Genomic DNA, 17,414 nt, shown 5'->3' with positions numbered 1-17,414 from the left:
TTCGAAGTTCAGCCTACGTAATCTCCGAGGCTCATGATCCTGCGGACAAACGCGTAGCGCGAAGGCTTCACCCGGAACAGGATCGACGACGCCGGGCCGATGCGTGGCCGGCGATGCCCCGATCCGCCGCGCCAGAGATCGGGCCGTATGATGATCGACCAAGACCGAACGAGTACGACGGATGTCGCGGCCCCCCTGTCCCCGGACATGCTGCGGCGGATGGACGGGTATTGGCGGGCGGCAAACTATCTGTCGGTGGGGCAGATCTACCTGCGCGACAATGCGATGCTCGATCGGCCGCTGACCGTCGCGGACGTGAAGCCGCGGTTGCTGGGGCATTGGGGGACGACACCGGGGCTGAACTTCCTCTACGTCCACCTGAACCGGCTGATCGTCGAGCATGATCTGGACATGATCAACATCATCGGGCCGGGGCATGGCGGGCCGGGGCTGGTGGCCCATACCTATCTGGAGGGGTCGTATACCGAGCGCTATCCGGCGATCGAGCGGAGCCGGTCGGGGATGCATCGGCTGTTCCGGCAGTTTTCCTGGCCGGGCGGGATCCCGAGCCATGTCGCGCCGGAGACGCCGGGGTCGATCCACGAGGGCGGCGAGCTGGGTTATTCGCTGGCGCATGCGTACGGCGCGGCGTTCGACAATCCGGACCTGCTGGTCGCCTGCATCGTGGGCGACGGCGAGGCGGAGACGGGTGCGCTGGCGGCAAGCTGGCACAGCAACAAATTCCTGAACCCGGCGCGCGACGGCGCGGTGCTGCCGATCCTGCACCTGAACGGGTACAAGATCGCCAACCCGACGATCCTGGCGCGGATCGATCGTGGCGAACTCGACGCGTTGCTGCGCGGGTACGGGCATGAGCCGTTGTACGTCGAAGGGTCGGACCCGGCGGTGGTGCATCAGCAGCTGGCGAGCGCGCTCGACGCGGCGCTGGCGCGGATCAAGGCGATCCAGGCGACGGCGCGGGCGGACGGGGCGATCGTGGAGCGACCGCGGTGGCCGATGATCGTGTTCCGGACGCCGAAGGGCTGGACCGGGCCGAAGGCGGTCGACGGCAAGCCGGTCGAGGGGACGTGGCGGTCGCACCAGGTGCCGATCGCGGACTTCAAGAACCCCGAGCATATTCGCCAGTTGGATGCGTGGATGCGAAGCTACCGCCCGGAGGAGCTGTTCGATGCGGACGGCAAGTTCCTGGACGACTATGCCTCGCTTGCGCCGACCGGGCATCGGCGGATGGGGTCGAACCCGCATGCCAATGGCGGCGAGTTGCTCCAGCCGTTGTCGCTGCCGGACTTCCATGCCTACGCCGTGCCGGTTCCGGTCGCGGGGCAGGTGAAGGCGGAGGCGACGCGGGTGCTCGGCCGCTACCTGCGCGACGTCATGAAGTTCAGCATGGACGCCAAGAATTTCCGGCTGTTCGGGCCGGACGAGACCGCGTCGAACCGGCTGGCCGACGTGTACGACGTGGCGGGCAAGGTCTGGATGGCCGAGATCGATGCGGTCGACGAGGACCTGTCCACCGACGGGCGGGTGATGGAGGTGCTGAGCGAGCATCTCTGCCAGGGCTGGCTGGAGGGGTATCTGCTCACCGGGCGGCACGGGCTGTTTTCCTGCTACGAGGCGTTCGTCCACATCGTCGATTCGATGGTGAACCAGCATGCCAAGTGGCTGAAGGTGACCAAGTCGATCCCGTGGCGCCGGCCGATCGCGTCGCTGAACTATCTGCTGACGTCGCATGTCTGGCGGCAGGACCATAATGGCCTGTCGCATCAGGATCCGGGGTTCATCGATCATATTACCAACGAGACCGCGGACGTGGCGCGGATCTACCTGCCGCCGGATGCGAACTGCCTGTTATCCGTCGCCGATCATGCCTTGCGCAGCCGGGGCTATGTGAACGTGATCGTCGCGGGCAAGCAGCCCGACTGGCAGTGGCTGGGCATGGACGCAGCGGTGCGGCATTGCACGGTGGGGGCCGGCATCTGGGACTGGGCGGGGGACGATGCGGACCCGGATGTCGTGATGGCGTGCGCGGGCGACGTGCCGACGCTGGAGACGCTGGCGGCGGTGACGATGCTGCGGGCGTATGTGCCGGACATCCGGATCCGGGTGGTGAACGTCGTCGACCTGATGGTGCTGCAGCCGCAGTCGGAACATCCGCACGGGCTGGACGACCGCGCGTTCGAGGCGCTGTTCACCGCGGACAAGCCGGTGATCTTCGCGTTTCACGGCTACCCCGCGCTGATCCACAAGCTGACCTATGCGCGCGCCAACCACCGCAACATCCATGTGCGGGGGTACAAGGAGCGCGGGACCACGACGACGCCGTTCGACATGGTCGTACTGAACGATCTCGACCGGTACCGGCTGGCGCTGGATGCGATCGAGCGGATCCCGCGGCTGGCGGACCGGGTGCCGGCCGAGACGGCGCGCTACTGGACGACGCTGGAGCGCCACAAGCTCTACATCGCCGAACAGGGCGACGACATGCCGGAGGTGCGCGACTGGCAGTGGCCGACGTGACAGGTCCGCGCGTCGTACTGGTGCTGAACAGCGGGTCGTCGTCGCTGAAATATGCGGCGTTCGATATCGCGCGTGCGGAGGCGCGGGCGATCGTCGACGGTCAGGTCGATGCGGGGGACGGGGCGGCGGCGTTCGCGGCGATCGATGCCGCGCTGGCGGAGGCCGGTGTGCCGGCACCGGTCGCGGTCGGGCATCGGATCGTGCACGGCGGACCGAAGCTGGTGCGGCATTGTGTGGTCGATGACGCGGTGATCCGCGAGCTGGACGAGGCGGAACCGTTCGCGCCGTTGCATGTGCCGGCCGCGCTGGCGCTGCTCCGCGCGGCGACCGCACGCTATCCGGACGCTGTGCAGGTCGCGTGTTTCGATACGGCGTTCTATGCCGATATGCCCGATATCGCGCGCACGCTGCCGATCCCGCGGGCGATGTGGGCGGAGGGAATCCATCGCTACGGGTTTCACGGGCTGTCGTGCGAGTCGGTCGTGCATCAGCTGGGCGAGGACGTGCCCGGGCGGCTGGTGGTCGCGCATCTGGGGAACGGAGCGAGTGTGACCGCGGTGCGGGACGGCCGGTCGATCGATACGAGCATGGGACTGACCCCGACAGGTGGCGTCATGATGGGTAGCCGAACGGGCGACATCGACCCGGGCGTGCTGATCCACCTGATGCGGACGCGCGGATGCGGTGCGGATGCGATCGAGGCGATCGTGGACCGCGACGCGGGGATGCGGGGGGTGTCCGGGCTGTCGGGCGACATGCGCGTTCTCCATGCCGCGCCGGGGGAGGACGCCGCCCTGGCGATCGCGATGTTCTGCCGATCGGTCGCCAAGCAGATTGCGGGGATGATGACGGCGCTGGGCGGTGCGGATGCGATCGTCTTCACCGGCGGCATCGGGGAGCATGACGCGGACGTGCGGCGCAGGATCTGCGCCGATCTGGCGTGGGCGGGGGTCGTGTTGCCCGGCGAGGGTGCCGGCGGATCGCAGCATGGTTGCGTGGTCCGGGTCTGCCCGTCCGACGAGGAGGCGCAGATCGCGCGGCATGTGAAGGTGCTGATCCCGGCGGCCCGCGACGCGGCCTAGGTAGTATCCGAGCGTCGCCAGACGGGGGATGCGCGGCCAGAGATTATCGCCTTGGCCGGGGTTCGGGATCGAACGCGGCGCGCGCGACGGGAGTTCGAGATGTCCAGCTATGCGGATGAAGTCACGTATTGCACGGGCCGGATCGCCCAATCCACCGCCCTGGCGCTGGCGTCCACGAACGCGTGCGCGCGTGCTTCGCATGTCGGGATCGCCAACGCCTATGGCGCGCGACTGACGGCGCTCAAGCTCGATGGGGATCGATCGGTGCAGGGCGGCGAAAGACCCGGTCGCGAACAGGGTCAGCCAGAGCCGGATATGACGCCGTCCGTGCGGAACGATGCGGATATGCGCGACCGGGTCGTGGCGCTGGAGCATGTCGTGGTCGCGATGCTGGCGGGTGGGTCGCGCGACCAGCGCGAGGCGGTCCATGACATGGCGCTGTTCGTGCGGCCCGGCCCGACGCCGGCCTCCGGTCGATCGACGACGGACGCGGCGGCGCGGATGGACCAACTCGCGGACCGCAGTGCGCTGTTCTCCCGCATTTCCGAATAGGGATGCGGGCCGGTTGATATCGTTCAGCCGTCTGAAACCAGAGCGTGGTTGAGCGCCAGATCGACGACGACGTGGGGACAGCAGGGCGTCGCGTTTTGGCGCGGATCAGTCCGGGGCCGCGGCGGTCGAGATACCGTCCATCGTGATTTCCCACAGGACCACACCGGCGGCGTCCGTGACGGTGACGTTCCATGGGCGGGAGCCCCAGAAGCTTTCCGGTGCATCGCGCATCATCTGGCCGCAGGTTTGAATAGCCTGCTGCCTGGCCTGAACAGGGCCGGTCAAATCCAGCCCGTCTTCGTCCGTTTCGCGCGATGCCGTTTGCGTATGGAAGAAATATTGTGGCATGGAATTGCTCCGAACGGACGCGGTGACCGAAGTTTTGCGGACCCGGTCATCGATCTCATCGTGGATCATTACGCCCGAAAACGGCGACAGTCGCGCTGGAACATGGTCTTGCGCGATCGGATACGCGATCCGTTCGGCAAGCGCGCGTATCAGGCCGCCGGTGCAGGCTGCGGAACGTTCTTCATCGATGATCCGGTCGGTTCGGTGATCCGCGGGGATGGCCCGCCGAACAGGAGGAAGGCCGGATCGAAATCGCCGACCGACACGAGTTGATCCCAATCCTGGATCGTCACTTCGCCGGAACGGAAGTTGGCGATCGACGCCTCCCGCAGCTTTTTCAGGATGCGGTTGACGTGGACGCCCGTGAGGCCGGTCGCGTCGGCAAGATCGATCTGGGTGATGGGCAGCCGGAAGAATGTTCGATCGCCCAGGCCGGCGCGTTCGGAGCGGACCGCCATTTCGCAGAAAAGATGGGCGAGGCGCGAGAGCGAGTCGCGGCGCCCGACATTCACGACCCATTCCGAGAAAATCGAACCATCGGCGACGCAATCGCGCCAGAACGCCTCCGCAATTCCCGGATACTGGCTGGCCAAGTGCCGGAGCTGGACATGCGGGATGCGCAGGATGGTCGTCTGGCTGAGAGAGCCGATCCCCCAGCCTGCTGCCGGGCTGACGACAGACGGCAGATCCGCCATGTCGCCGGCGATGTACAGGCCGGAGATCTGTCGCTCGCCCTCACCATTCTGACCGAAACGGCCGACGAGCCCGTCGACCACCAGGCAGGAGTGCTCGAGCAAATCACCGCGCCTGACCAGATCGCTATGCGATCGATAGACCTTGGGAGAACCGCGAAGCTCCAGCAATGCCGAAACCTCCTTATCCGTCAAAGCAGAACGTGACATCAGCCGTTTGACGAACAGTTCGATAGTCGCTTTCAACGATGATTCCATGACATCTATTCTGTGTTTGAGGTGCGAGTGGCCATGGTTTTCGAGCGATACATGCCAAACCCGATTTTCAAACACTATGCTGCGATTTGATTTGCGAATGATATAAGTAAAAACCGATCCGTAATCGTTTGTTGTGCCAGATGGGCGGTCGTGTCTTTGATTTGGATCAGTGATTTTGGTGTTCGCGCGATTAACCAACCCGCGTGCCCGGGGCGCAGGACAGGCGTGCCGGGCGGATCGCGTTCGGGGCGGCGGCGAACGCCTGCGTAGTTCCCGATACTGATAGCGGGGCGGCCCATCCGTTACGCCCTTGTCCGACCTCTTTTTCCCGACCGTCGGGCTGACGCAGCCCGACCGGCAGGACCGGACACGAACAGCCATGACGATCGATCATATGAACGCCGCCCCGGCCCGCGATTGGGGCCGCGCGACCCGCGGGATTGCCCTGTCGTTGCTGATGGCGACGGCGTTTCCGGGCGTGACGGCCGCGCAGACCCTGCCGGTCGCCGCCGCCGATGGCCGGATCGAGCAGCTGAAGCCCGGCGAGTTTCTCTGGGCACCGGAGATCGCGCCCGCCGGGCCGGTCACGATCATCGTCAGCCTGAAGACGCAGAAGGCCTATGCATATCGCAACGGCGTGGCGATCGGCGTTTCGACGGTGTCGACCGGCACGGAGGGGTTCGCCACGCCGACCGGCGTCTTCACGGTGCTGCAAAAGGACGCGGACCATGTGTCCAACCTCTACAAGGACGCCGCGATGCCGTTCATGCAGCGGCTGACCTGGGGCGGGATCGCGATGCATGCGGGCAACCTGCCGGGCTATCCCGCGTCGCATGGCTGCATCCGGATGCCGCTGGCGTTCGCCAAGGCGCTGTTCGGGATCACGCGGATGGGGATCACGGTGGTCATCACACAGGACGCGCTGGTGCCGGTGGTGGTGCCGACGCCCGGCATGTTGAAGCGCGGCGTCGCGGCACCGCGGTCTGACGGAGCGTTCGCCTGGAACCCGGCGCTGTCGCCGACGGGGCCGGTGTCGATCGTGGTCAGCGGGCGCGACAGCCGGGTGGTCGTGTTGCGCAACGGGATCGAGATCGGATCGAGCGCGATCGTGCTCGATACGCCGGTCGATCGGACCGCGGCCTTCACGTTGCAGGCGGTGGACGCAGACGGCGAGCATTGGCTGCGCCTGCCGTTGCCTGGTGAGACGCGGACCGGGGAGCTGAGTGCCGCGGACCGCGCGAAGGGCCGCTTGCCGGAGGGGTTCCGCGCGGCGCTGGCGACCGTGCTGACGCCGGGCGCCACGTTGTTGGTGACGCGTGAGACGCTGGCGAGTGCGGGCACGGGCACGCCGGTGACGATTATCGAAACCGACGCACGATGATCGCCGACCTGACGATCGACCCGGCCGCGACGGTGGCGTGGCATGCGATGCCGAGCCGTGACGTCGCCGCGCGGCTGGAGACCGGCGACGCCGGGTTGCGGCCGAAGGAGGCCGCCGCGCGGCTGGTGCGGGACGGACCGAACGAACTGGCGCCGCCGCCCGTGCCATCGTTGTTCCTGCTGTTCCTGCGGCAATTCAACAGTCCGCTGATCTACCTGCTGATCGCCGCGGCGGCGGTGTCGCTGAGCCTGGGCCACCGGACCGATGCGGGGTTCATCGGCGTCGTGCTGATCGTCAACGCGCTGATCGGCACGTTTCAGGAGGGCAAGGCGGCGGGCAGCCTGGCGGCGTTGCGCGACATGATCGGCCATAGTGCGACCGTGCGGCGCGGCGGGGCGGTGTCCGTGGTCGATGCGCGCGACATCGTGGTGGGCGACGTCGTGATGCTGGAAAGCGGCATGGCGGTTCCCGCCGACATGCGGCTGTCGTCGAGCGCCGCGTTGCGTGTCGACCAATCGACGTTCAGCGGGGAGTCCGTCGCGGTCGAGAAGGACGAAACCGCGACCGTCGAGGAAGGCGCGACCCCCGGCGACCGGACGACGATGGTGCTGGCCGGTACGATGGTGGAGCAGGGCCGCGCGGTCGGCATCGTGGTGGCGACCGGGGGCGACACCGCGCTGGGCGCGATCGATGCGTCGTTGCGCGGCACCGCGGCCACGCCGCCGCCGCTGGTCCGGCGGCTCGACCGGCTGGCGCGGCAGATCAGCATCGCGACGATCGCGCTGATCGTGCCGTTCGCGCTGATCCTGATGGTGCAGGGGCGGCCGGGGGACGAGATCCTGCTGCTGGCGGTGGCACTGGCGGTGTCGGCGATCCCCGAGGGGTTGTCGATCGCGGTGACCGTCGCGCTGGCCGCGGGGACGCGGCGGATGGCGGCGCGCAAGGTCATCGTCCGGTCGCTGCCCGCGGTGGAAGGGCTGGGCGCCTGCACGATCATCGCGAGCGACAAGACGGGGACGCTGACCCGCAACATCCTGTCGGTCGAGCGGGTGCTGCTGGCCGACGGGACGGTGCTGGACCGCGTTGACTGGGCCGCGCACGGCGATGCGTTGTCCGCGATCCGCCATGCCGCGGCGTTGTGCAACGAAGCGGCGATCGGTCCCGACGGCGTGCCGGTCGGCGATACGGTCGACGTCGCGCTGCTGGGTTTCGCGGCGGAGGGCGGCGCGGATCTGGCGGCGCTGCATGCGGTCGTGCGCGTTGCGGCGCTGCCCTACGAGCCGGCGCGGAAATTCTCGACCGTCGCGATCGACGAAGCGCGGGGCGTGCGGGTGTTCGCCAAGGGTGCGCCCGAAGTGGTCCGGCCGATGAGCCTGCCGGTCGATGCGGCGATCATCGCGCAGGCCAATGCGATGGCGGAGGACGGATACCGGATCATCGCCGTCGCGGCGTCCGACGGGTTGAAGACGGTCGATGCGCAGGCGCCGCGTGGGCTGACCTTCCTGGGCTGGATCGGGCTGATCGATCCGGTCCGTCCCGAAGTGCCCGCCGCGATCGCGCAGTGCGCGGAGGCCGGGATCGGCGTGCGGATGGTGACGGGCGACCATCCGGGCACCGCGCTGACGATCGCGCGTGGCCTGGGGCTGGACGCGCAGGCGGATCAGGTGGTGACGGGGACGCAGATGACGGCGCTGACCGACCGGCCGGAGGCGCTGGCCAAGCTGGTGCTGGCCGGCCGTGTGTTCGCGCGGATCGAGCCGGTGCAGAAGCTGGAGATCGTGCAGATCCTGGCGGCGAGCGGCGAACTGGTCGCGGTGACCGGCGACGGGGTGAACGACGCGCCGGCGTTGCAGGCCGCGCATATCGGCGTCGCGATGGGCGTCGCCGGGACCGACGTCGCGCGCGGGGCGGCCGACCTTGTGCTGGCGGACGATAATTTCGCGTCGATCGTGGCGGGGGTCGAGGAAGGCCGCGTGACCTATGCCAATGTCCGGCGGATCGTCATCATCCTGCTGGCGACCGGCATGGCGGAGATCGGCATGTTCATCGGCGCGGTGGCGCTGGGCCTGCCGATGCCGCTGACCGCGGTGCAGCTGTTGTGGCTGAACCTGGTCACCAACGGGGCGCAGGACGTGATGCTGGGCTTCGGCCGCGGCGAGGGCGACGAGCTGCGCCAGCCGCCGCGCCGGCCGGACGAACCGATCCTGGACCGCAGCGCGATCGCGCTGATGATCCCGCCGGCTCTAGTAATGACGGGGTTCGCGCTGTTCCTCGTCTATTCGCTGCGCCGCGACGGGCATCCGCTGGACGAGATCCAGAACGCGGTGCTGCTGATGACCGTGCTGTTTCAGAACGTCTATGTGCTGTGCATGCGGAGCGAGCGGCGGTCGATCTTCCGCGAGCCGATCATGTCCAATCCCTGGTTGCTGCTGGGCATCGGCGTGGCGGTCGGGTTGCAGCTGGTCGCGATGTTCTGGCCGCCGCTGGGCAAGATCCTCGGCACGTCGCCGGTCGTCGCCGACACGTTGTGGTTTTGCCTCGGTGCGACCGTCACGACGATCGTCGTGACCGAAGTGACCAAGCAGATCGTGGCGCGATGGCAGCGGCTTGCCCGTCCCGGCTGATCGCGCGGACGGTGCGTCCCCAAGAGCGATAGGCTGACGGTGAACTCTGAGGACAGTTTTGCGTCGGTACGTCGTCCGAACAATAGAACGCACGGTGTCTGGATGACACCGTGTGATCTAATTGGAATTACGAATAAATGGTGGACGCACTTGGGCTCGAACCAAGGACCCGCTGATTAAGAGTCAGCTGCTCTACCAACTGAGCTATGCGTCCGGAGCGGCGGCGACCCGGGGGTCGTCCTTGCTGCGGGGTGCCGATTAGCAAAGGGTCGGTGTCCCTGCAAGCGGTTAATCAGCGCGATCGCCTTTGTGCGCGATCGAGCGCCATCAGCATGCCGAAACAGAGCATTACCGTCATCATCGCGGAGCCGCCGAACGACACGAGCGGGAGCGGGATGCCAACGACGGGGGCGAGGCCCATGACCATCATGAGATTGATCGCGACGTAGAAGAAGATCGTCGTCGCCAGCCCCGCGGCGGACAGCCGGGCAAAGCGCGTGCGGCCGCGCAGGCCGACGTTGAGGCCCCAGCGCACGACCAGGAAGAAACCGAGCATCAGCAGGCAGCCGCCGACCAGGCCCCATTCCTCCGCCATGGTGGCGAACACGAAATCGGTGTGGCCCTCGGGCAGATAGTCGAGATGGCTCTGTGTGCCCGCGAGGAACCCCTTGCCGAAGATGCCGCCCGAACCGATCGCGATCTTCGACTGGCTGATGTGATAGCCGGTGCCGAGCGGGTCGCTTTCGGGGTTGAGGAAGATCAGCACGCGGTTTCGCTGATAATCGTGCATCGAGGCGAACACGACGGGGAGCGCGCAGGTCAGGGCGACGCCGGCCCCGACGAACAGCCGGATCGGGATGCCGGCGAGGAATGCGACGGTGACGCCGCCCGCCAGGATCATCGTCGCGGTGCCGAGATCGGGTTGCAGCATGACGAGGACGAACGGGACGCCGATGATCAGCGCGGTCGGCCAGAGCGCGTTCAGCCGGCGGATCTCGCCCGAGGGGAGCAGATCGTAGAACCGCGCGACCGCGAGCACGATGGCGGGTTTCATCAGTTCGGAGGGTTGCAGGCGGATCAGGCCGAGGTCGAGCCAGCGCTGGCTGCCGCCGCGGACGAAACCGAAGATCTCCACGGCGAACAGCAATGTGACGAGGACGACGTAGATCGGGAAGGCGGCGGCCTTCAGCTGTTCCTCCCGCACACGCGACACGACGAGCGATAGGCCGAGGAACAGGACGAGCTTGATCCCCTGCGACTGTGCCCAGGGCCGCAGCGAGCCGCCCGCCGCGGAATAGAGCACGACGAGACCGAAGCCGGCGATCCCGACGACGAGCAGGATGACCCGCCACGGCAGGTCGGCGAGCGGGGCGGGGACGACGCTGTCGCGGTTCATTCGACGGGACCCGGTGGAGGAGGGGGCGGGGCGGGGGTGGAGGGCGGTGCCTCCTTCGCGGCACGGGCGGCGCGCCATTCGGCGGCGTGCGTCGCGGCACGGGTGGCGATATCGCCGCCCCAGCCTTCCTCCAGCACCGCCAGGATCTTCTCCGCCCTGGGCTTGTCGTAGATGTAGGTCATGACGTCGCGTGCGACGGGGCCTGCGGCGCCGCTGCCCGAGATGCCGTGTTCCAGCACGACCGCGACCGCATAGCGCGGGGCGGCGACGGGCGCGAAGGCGACGAACAGGCCGTGGTCGCGATATTTCCAGTCGGTGCCGGCGCCGCCGAACTTGCCGCCGCGGGCACGATCCGCCTTCGTGATGCGGCGGACCTGCGCGGTGCCGGTCTTGCCCGCCATTTCGATGCCGGGGATCGGCAGCTTGCTGCGCCCCGCGGTGCCGCCATGGTTGATGACGTTGCTCATCGCCTGGCGCACCACCGCGAGATGTTCGGGATCGATCTGGAGCGGAGCGGCCCCTCGCCTCGCACCTGGCGTGAGCGCGGGCATGAGCGCGCGGCCGCTGGCGATACGCGCGACCATCATCGCCAGCTGCAACGGGTTGGCGAGCATATAGCCCTGACCGATCGTGGCGTTGAGCGTGTCGGCGACCGTCCAGTCCTTGTCGTATTTCTTCAGCTTCCACGCGGTGTCGGGCACCGTGCCGTAGCTTTGCGACTTGAACGGCAACGGATATTCGCTGCCGAGGCCGAGCTTGCGCGCCATCGTGGCGATCCGGTCGATCCCGATCCGCCGGCCCATGGTGAAGAAATAGACGTCGCAGCTCTGCGCGATGGCGCCGTACATATCGAGCGGACCATGGCCGCCGCGCTTGTGGCAGTGGAAGGTGCCGTTGCCGAGCCGGTAGCTGCCCGAGCAGAAGACCCGTTCGGCGGGCGAGACGCCGGCCTCCTGCAACGCCAGCGCCGCGATCGGCTTCACGGTGGAGCCGGGCGGGTAGAGGCCCTGGAGTGTCTTGTTCAGGAGCGGCAAGTGATCGTCCTGCGACAGCATGTCCCATTCGGCATGGCTGATGCCGTCGGTGAAGCTGTTGGGATCATAGGCCGGCATCGACGTCATGGTCAGCAGGTCGCCGGTGTGGGTGTCGACGACCACGACCGCGCCGGACTCGTTGCCCAGCCGGCGTGCGGCATAGGCCTGCAACCCCGCGTCGATGGTCAGTTTCAGCGTGCGACCGTTGGTGTCGGGCCGGGTGGTGAGTTCGCGAACCAGCTTGCCGCGTGCGGTCACCTCGTTGCGCTTGGCGCCAGGCAGCCCGCGGAGCAGCGGCTCCATCGAGCGTTCGAGGCCCTCCTTGCCGATCTTGAACCCCGGCGTGATGAGCAACGGATTGCGGTCGCGCTCATAATCCTTGGCGGAGGCGGCGCCGACATAGCCGATCAGGTGCGCGATGGCCGCGCCGTCCGGATAGTAGCGCGAATAGCCCTGTGCCGGCGCGACGCCCGCCATGTCGGGCAGCCGGACGGAGACGGCGGCGAATTTTTCGTAGGGCAGGTTCTCGGCGACCGGGACCGGGCGGAAGCCGGGTGAGTCCTCCAGCTCCTCGGTGATCCGCTGCATGTCGTCCGGGGTCAGGCCGAGCATGCGTTGCAGCGCGGCCAGCACGCGGTCGCGGTCGCGGAGCTGGTCGGGGATCAGGTCGACGCGGAAATCGGTGCGGTTGATCGCCATCGGCCGGCCGTTGCGGTCGACGATCCAGCCGCGGCGCGGGGGGATGAGCTGAAGCTGGACGCGGTTGCTTTCGGACAGCAGCCGGTAATGCTCGTTCTCGGCGATCGACAGCCAGCCCATCCGGACCGCCAGCATCGCCATGATGCCGCCCTGCACCCCGCCCAGCACGAGCGCGCGGCGCGTGAAGGACAGCGCCTGCGCATGTTCGGTGGTAGGGGTCCGCTGCTGCGTCCGGCGCCACCTCATCGCTGCAACCGCCAGCGGTCGACACGCGCGCAGATCCGTTCGACGAGCGGGAAGCAGAGGATGGCGAGCGCCATCTGCGGCATGAAGAGCGGAAGCTGGGCGATATGCTGGCCCGACGACAGCAGGCCGGCGGTGATCGCCAGGCAGATCGCGACCGCGGCAATCGCCCAGTCGAGCATATAGTCACGGAACAGGAAGCGTTCGTCGACGATGTCGAGGATCAGGAAGATGACCGTCCAGGTCGCCATCGCGGTGCCCGGCACCTGACCGGTCAGCAGATCGTCCGCCAGGCCGAGCGGCAGCGCCATCCAGGCGCGCCACAGTTCGGGGCGGAGCAGCCGCCAGCCGAGCACGGTGAGCAGGCCGAACGGCGGGATCGTCGGCGCGTCGGTCACGATCGGCAGGACGCCGAGCAGCGACGCCAGCACGGTCGAGATCGGCGGCACCGCGCGGGCGAAGCGCGAGACCTTCGGCGCCTGACCATCGATCAGCGCCCCGCGATGCGCCGATCCCGCCGGCTGCCGCCCGATCACGGCGCCCCCGCGGTACCGGCGGTGGTCGGCAGGCCGGGGGGCGGGGCGGCGGCCTCGGGCGCGTAGATCGCCTGGACCAGCACGAAATCGGTGCGGTCCGGATCGGCGAGCGGGCGCGCAAGCGGCGTCAGCGCGTCCGCGCCGGTGATGACCGCGACGGGCACGTTGGGCGGATAGAGACCGCCGGTGCCGGAGGTGAGCAGCAGGTCCCCGCGCCGGAACGGGTTTTCCCCGGCGATCAGCGGGCGGACGCGGAGCCGGCCGTCGCCGTTGCCGGTGACGAGCGCGGGCAGGCCGTTGCGCGCGAGCCGGACGGGCACCGTGCTGCCGGTGTCGGTGAGCATCAGCAGACGGGCGGCGCCGCGGCCGGTTTCGAATATGCGGCCGACCAGCCCTTCGCCGCTGCGCACGGGCTGGCCCGGACGGACGCCGTCGCTCGACCCGGCCGCGATGGTGGCGAGGCGGCGGGTGCCCGACGCGGTGCTGCCGATGATGCGGGTGGTGACGATCGTCTCCGGCGTGCGGTCCGCCAGTTTGAGCAGGCGTTTCAGCCGGGCATTCTCGAACCGTGCGGCGCGGGCCTGAACGAGGGCGGATCGCATCGCGGCCACCTCCTGCGCCATCTGTCGGTTGCGCGCGCCGGCGTTCCAGTAGGCGCCGACCTCGGCCCCCATGCCGGACAGCCCGCGCGAGACGGATGCGCCAGCCGCGGTGAACGGCGCGGTCGCATCGAGCGCCGCGCCGCGGACCAGCGCGAAGCCGGTCGGATCGAGCCGCCACGCCGCGATCGCCGCCAGCGCGATCACGACGCCGATCGTCGCGATCACATAGCCGGCGAACAGACCATATTGCGCCCGGCGGGAGAAGCCGGGGCGCCGGTGCTTGGGCGGCGCCATCCGGGCTTCCTACCTCAAGCGGTGAGCAGAACGCCCCGGAAGACCGGGTCTTCCAGCGCTCGACCGGTGCCGAGCGCAACGCAGGTGAGCGGATCCTCCGCCACCGTGACGGGCAGGCCCGTCTCCTCGCGCAGGACGTCGTCGATCCCCTGGAGCAGCGCACCGCCACCGGTGAGCACGATACCCTGGTCGACGATGTCGGCCGCCAGTTCGGGTGCGGTGTTCTCCAGCGCGATGCGGACGCCCTCGACGATGGCGGCGACCGGTTCGGTCAGCGCCTCGGCGATCTGCGCCTGGGTGATCGTGATCTCCTTCGGCACGCCGTTGACGAGGTCGCGACCCTTGATGTGGATCGTCGTGCCCTTGCCGTCGGCGGGCATCCGCGCGCAGCCGACTTCCTTTTTGATCCGTTCGGCCGTGGCCTCGCCGATCAGCAGGTTGTGGTTGCGCCGGACGTAGGAAGCGATCGCCTCGTCCATCTTGTCGCCGCCGACCCGGACCGACGTGGTGTAGGCGAGACCGCGCAGCGACAGCACCGCGACCTCCGTCGTGCCGCCGCCGATGTCGACCACCATCGAACCGATCGGTTCGGTGACGGGCATATCTGCGCCGATCGCGGCGGCCATCGGCTCCTCGATCAGCCAGACCTGCGACGCACCGGCATTGGACGCGGCATCGCGGATCGCGCGGCGTTCCACCTTCGTGGACCCCGACGGTACGCAGATGACGATTTCCGGCCAGCGCGGGAAGCGGCTCTTGCCGTGCACCTTTTCGATGAAGTGCTTGATCATCTGTTCGGCCACGTCGATGTCGGCGATCACGCCGTCGCGCATCGGGCGGATCGCCTCGATGCTGTCGGGTGTCTTGCCCATCATCATCTTGGCGTCGTCACCGACCGCGCGCACCTTCTTCACGCCGTTGATCGTCTCGATCGCCACGACCGAGGGTTCGTTCAGGACGATTCCCCGGCCACGCAGATAGACGACCGTGTTGGCGGTCCCCAAATCGATCGCCATGTCGTGCGACATCATCTTGAACAATCGCGAAAAAATCATCTGCCCGCCCATCTGGTCCGAATAGGATCGCGTGCCCCATCCGCCGATCAAGGAATGGCTTCATATGATCGACGGCTCGCGGATGCCCGGCGATTGGGCTACGGGACGGGGCATGTCAATACGTCGCCTGCCCGAGCATCTGGTGAATCGCATCGCGGCCGGCGAGGTGGTCGAACGGCCGTCCGCCGCGCTGAAGGAACTGGTGGAAAACGCGATCGACGCGGGGGCGACGCGGATCGTCATATCCCTTGTCGAAGGCGGGATATCGCGGATCGACGTGGCCGATGACGGGCAGGGGATGGACCGTGCCGATATCGCGCTGGCGCTCGAACGTCATGCCACGTCGAAGCTGCCGGACGAGGCGATCGAGGACGTCCAGACGCTCGGCTTTCGGGGTGAGGCGTTGCCGTCGATCGCCAGCGTTGCGCGGATGACGATCGAAAGTCGGACGCGAACCGGCGATGGCTGGGCGCGGATCGTCGATAACGGCGTGGTCGCGACCGATGCGCCGGTCGCGATGCCGCCGGGGACGCGAATCCGCGTGGAGGATCTGTTCGCGCGGGTGCCGGCGCGGCGGAAGTTTCTGCGGTCCGTCCGATCCGAATATGGCGCGTGCGTCGATGTGGTGAAACGGCTGGCGATGGCGCGGCCGGACATCGGCTTCACGCTGGACCATGACGGGCGGCGGACACTGGCCGTGACGCCGCAGGACAGCCGCGCGGCGCGGGTCGCGGCGCTGACCGATCGGGAGCTGCTGTCGAACAGCGTGGCGGTGGATCATGTCCGCGGCAATGTGACGCTGGGCGGGGTGGCCGGGCTGCCGACGTTCCATCGCGGGGTGGCGGACCATCAATATCTGTTCGTGAACGGCCGCCCGGTGCGCGACCGCGTGCTGGTGGGGGCGGTGCGCGCGGCGTATCAGGACCTGCTGGCGCGCGACCGACATCCGGTGCTGGCGCTGTTCATCGACCTGCCGGGCGATGAGGTCGACGTGAACGTGCATCCGGCCAAGACCGAAGTACGGTTCCGCGATGCGGGGCTGGTCCGCGGGCTGATCGTGGGCGGGCTGCGCGCCGCGCTCGACGCCGCGGGGCATCGCAGCGTGCAGCGGCCGTCCGCGGCGGCGCTGGGTAGCTGGCATGCGGAACCGTTGCAGCCGGCCTGGGCGCCGTCGTCGGCGGTGTCGTCCGCGCCGCGGCAGGGATCGGTGTGGGATGCGCGGCCCGACTATCGCCCCGAACCGGCGGGGCGTGCGGAATATGCGGCCGCGCCGCCGCCGGAGCCGACCGAACATCCGCTGGGGATCGCGCGGGGGCAGGTGGCGGCGACCTATATCGTGGCCGAGGCGGTGGACGGGCTGGTGCTGGTCGATCAGCATGCCGCGCACGAGCGGCTCGTGCTGGAGCGGATGCGTGCCGCGATGGCGGACGGCGGCGTCGCGCGGCAGGCGCTGCTGCTGCCCGAGGTGGTCGAGCTGGACGAGACGGCGTGCGACCGGCTGGAGGAGCGCGCGGCCGAGCTGGTGGCGTTCGGGGTGGAGCTGGAACGGTTCGGCCCGCGCGCCGTGCTGGTCCGCGCGACGCCGGCGCTGCTGGGGGCGGGGGACGTGCGTGGGCTGGTGACGGACCTGGCGGACGACCTGGCGGCGTTCGACAGCGCGCTGTCGCTGCAGGCGCGGCTGGACCTGATCGCCGCGACGATGGCGTGCCACGGATCGGTCCGCGCCGGGCGGATCCTGTCGGTTGCCGAAATGAACGCCCTGCTCCGCGAGATGGAGGTCACGCCGCACAGCGGGCAATGCAACCATGGGCGGCCGACGTGGGTGAAACTGCAGTCGGCCGATCTGGAGAAACTGTTCGGGCGCAAATGAGGGGCGAGGGCGAATGTCCGCTAACGCCTAATTGCGGACGTGGACGCAGCAGATAGGTTCATTGAATGCGTTCAGCAAACATCGTCGTTGGGGCAATTGCAGCCCTATAGTTCGCTGTCGTTCTGCTGGGTCGCGACGTCATCGGTCAGGCATACTCGCAGGGTTATGAAACAGCTCCAAACTCTGGGCATATCGATTATTACATCGTCT

The 17,414-nt window shown here is 68.2% G+C and carries 13 protein-coding genes and 1 tRNA gene; 6 read left to right on the top strand and 8 right to left on the bottom strand.

Annotated elements, in window-relative coordinates; genetic code table 11:
- Positions 1–147 precede the first annotated feature (147 nt).
- The 3 genes from ACFSGX_RS10955 (at position 148) to ACFSGX_RS10945 (ending at position 4,172) form a co-directional block, all read left to right on the top strand.
- On the top strand, positions 148–2,538 hold the full coding sequence (locus ACFSGX_RS10955; RefSeq protein ID WP_380929809.1) for a phosphoketolase family protein: 2,391 nt from the start codon (positions 148–150) through the stop codon (positions 2,536–2,538).
- Positions 2,526–3,620 carry an acetate/propionate family kinase gene (locus ACFSGX_RS10950; protein WP_380929808.1) on the top strand — a complete coding sequence of 365 codons (1,095 nt, stop codon included), beginning with the start codon at positions 2,526–2,528 and terminating at the stop codon, positions 3,618–3,620. Before ACFSGX_RS10955 ends, ACFSGX_RS10950 begins: the two co-directional genes overlap by 13 nt.
- 99 nt (positions 3,621–3,719) lie before the next feature.
- Positions 3,720–4,172 (top strand): hypothetical protein, encoded by a 453-nt coding sequence (locus ACFSGX_RS10945; protein WP_380929806.1) that lies wholly within the window; start codon positions 3,720–3,722, stop codon positions 4,170–4,172.
- Between the two features lie 105 nt (positions 4,173–4,277).
- Here ACFSGX_RS10945 and ACFSGX_RS10940 read toward each other — a convergent pair whose 3' ends face one another.
- Together ACFSGX_RS10940 and ACFSGX_RS10935 are read right to left on the bottom strand one after the other, a co-directional pair.
- The gene (locus ACFSGX_RS10940; RefSeq protein WP_380929804.1) at positions 4,278–4,589 is read right to left on the bottom strand and encodes a DUF6894 family protein; all 312 of its coding nucleotides are present in this window, start codon (positions 4,587–4,589) and stop codon (positions 4,278–4,280) included.
- Between the two features lie 80 nt (positions 4,590–4,669).
- Positions 4,670–5,470 (bottom strand): Crp/Fnr family transcriptional regulator, encoded by an 801-nt coding sequence (locus tag ACFSGX_RS10935; protein WP_380929802.1) that lies wholly within the window; start codon positions 5,468–5,470, stop codon positions 4,670–4,672.
- 310 nt (positions 5,471–5,780) lie between these two features.
- Here ACFSGX_RS10935 and ACFSGX_RS10930 point away from each other — a divergent pair, with 310 nt between their 5' ends.
- Together ACFSGX_RS10930 and ACFSGX_RS10925 are read left to right on the top strand one after the other, a co-directional pair.
- Entirely contained in the window at positions 5,781–6,851 is a 1,071-nt protein-coding gene (locus tag ACFSGX_RS10930; protein WP_380929800.1) for a L,D-transpeptidase, read from the top strand.
- Complete coding sequence (locus ACFSGX_RS10925; RefSeq protein ID WP_380929799.1) at positions 6,848–9,475, top strand: cation-translocating P-type ATPase; 2,628 nt, start codon at positions 6,848–6,850, stop codon at positions 9,473–9,475. Before ACFSGX_RS10930 ends, ACFSGX_RS10925 begins: the two co-directional genes overlap by 4 nt.
- A gap of 138 nt (positions 9,476–9,613) precedes the next feature.
- Here ACFSGX_RS10925 and ACFSGX_RS10920 read toward each other — a convergent pair.
- The 6 genes from ACFSGX_RS10920 to ACFSGX_RS10895 form a co-directional block, all read right to left on the bottom strand.
- A tRNA-Lys gene (locus ACFSGX_RS10920) sits at positions 9,614–9,689 on the bottom strand.
- A 78-nt stretch (positions 9,690–9,767) separates the two neighbouring features.
- Positions 9,768–10,871: a rod shape-determining protein RodA gene (gene rodA / locus ACFSGX_RS10915; RefSeq protein WP_380929798.1), complete on the bottom strand. Its 1,104-nt coding sequence runs from the start codon at positions 10,869–10,871 to the stop codon at positions 9,768–9,770.
- Positions 10,868–12,850 (bottom strand): penicillin-binding protein 2, encoded by a 1,983-nt coding sequence (mrdA, locus tag ACFSGX_RS10910; protein WP_380929796.1) that lies wholly within the window; start codon positions 12,848–12,850, stop codon positions 10,868–10,870. Before mrdA ends, rodA begins: the two co-directional genes overlap by 4 nt.
- Positions 12,847–13,383 carry a rod shape-determining protein MreD gene (locus tag ACFSGX_RS10905; RefSeq protein WP_380929794.1) on the bottom strand — a complete coding sequence of 179 codons (537 nt, stop codon included), beginning with the start codon at positions 13,381–13,383 and terminating at the stop codon, positions 12,847–12,849. The genes mrdA and ACFSGX_RS10905 overlap by 4 nt, the downstream gene beginning before the upstream one ends.
- Positions 13,380–14,279, bottom strand: a complete 900-nt coding sequence (locus ACFSGX_RS10900; protein WP_380929792.1) for a rod shape-determining protein MreC — start codon at positions 14,277–14,279, stop codon at positions 13,380–13,382. Before ACFSGX_RS10900 ends, ACFSGX_RS10905 begins: the two co-directional genes overlap by 4 nt.
- A 14-nt stretch (positions 14,280–14,293) precedes the next feature.
- Complete coding sequence (locus ACFSGX_RS10895; protein ID WP_380929790.1) at positions 14,294–15,334, bottom strand: rod shape-determining protein; 1,041 nt, start codon at positions 15,332–15,334, stop codon at positions 14,294–14,296.
- Positions 15,335–15,446: 112 nt separating this feature from the next.
- Between ACFSGX_RS10895 and mutL the strand changes: the two genes are divergently transcribed.
- Positions 15,447–17,204, top strand: a complete 1,758-nt coding sequence (gene mutL / locus ACFSGX_RS10890) for a DNA mismatch repair endonuclease MutL (protein WP_380929788.1) — start codon at positions 15,447–15,449, stop codon at positions 17,202–17,204.
- The last annotated feature ends 210 nt before the right edge of the window (positions 17,205–17,414 follow it).

It is taken from the genome of Sphingomonas arantia, assembly GCF_042682045.1.
GTDB classification, from domain to species: Bacteria; Pseudomonadota; Alphaproteobacteria; order Sphingomonadales; family Sphingomonadaceae; genus Sphingomonas_R; species Sphingomonas_R arantia.
The sequence above is the reverse complement of the archived record's forward strand: the minus strand, read 5'-3'. Positions and strand labels throughout refer to the sequence as shown.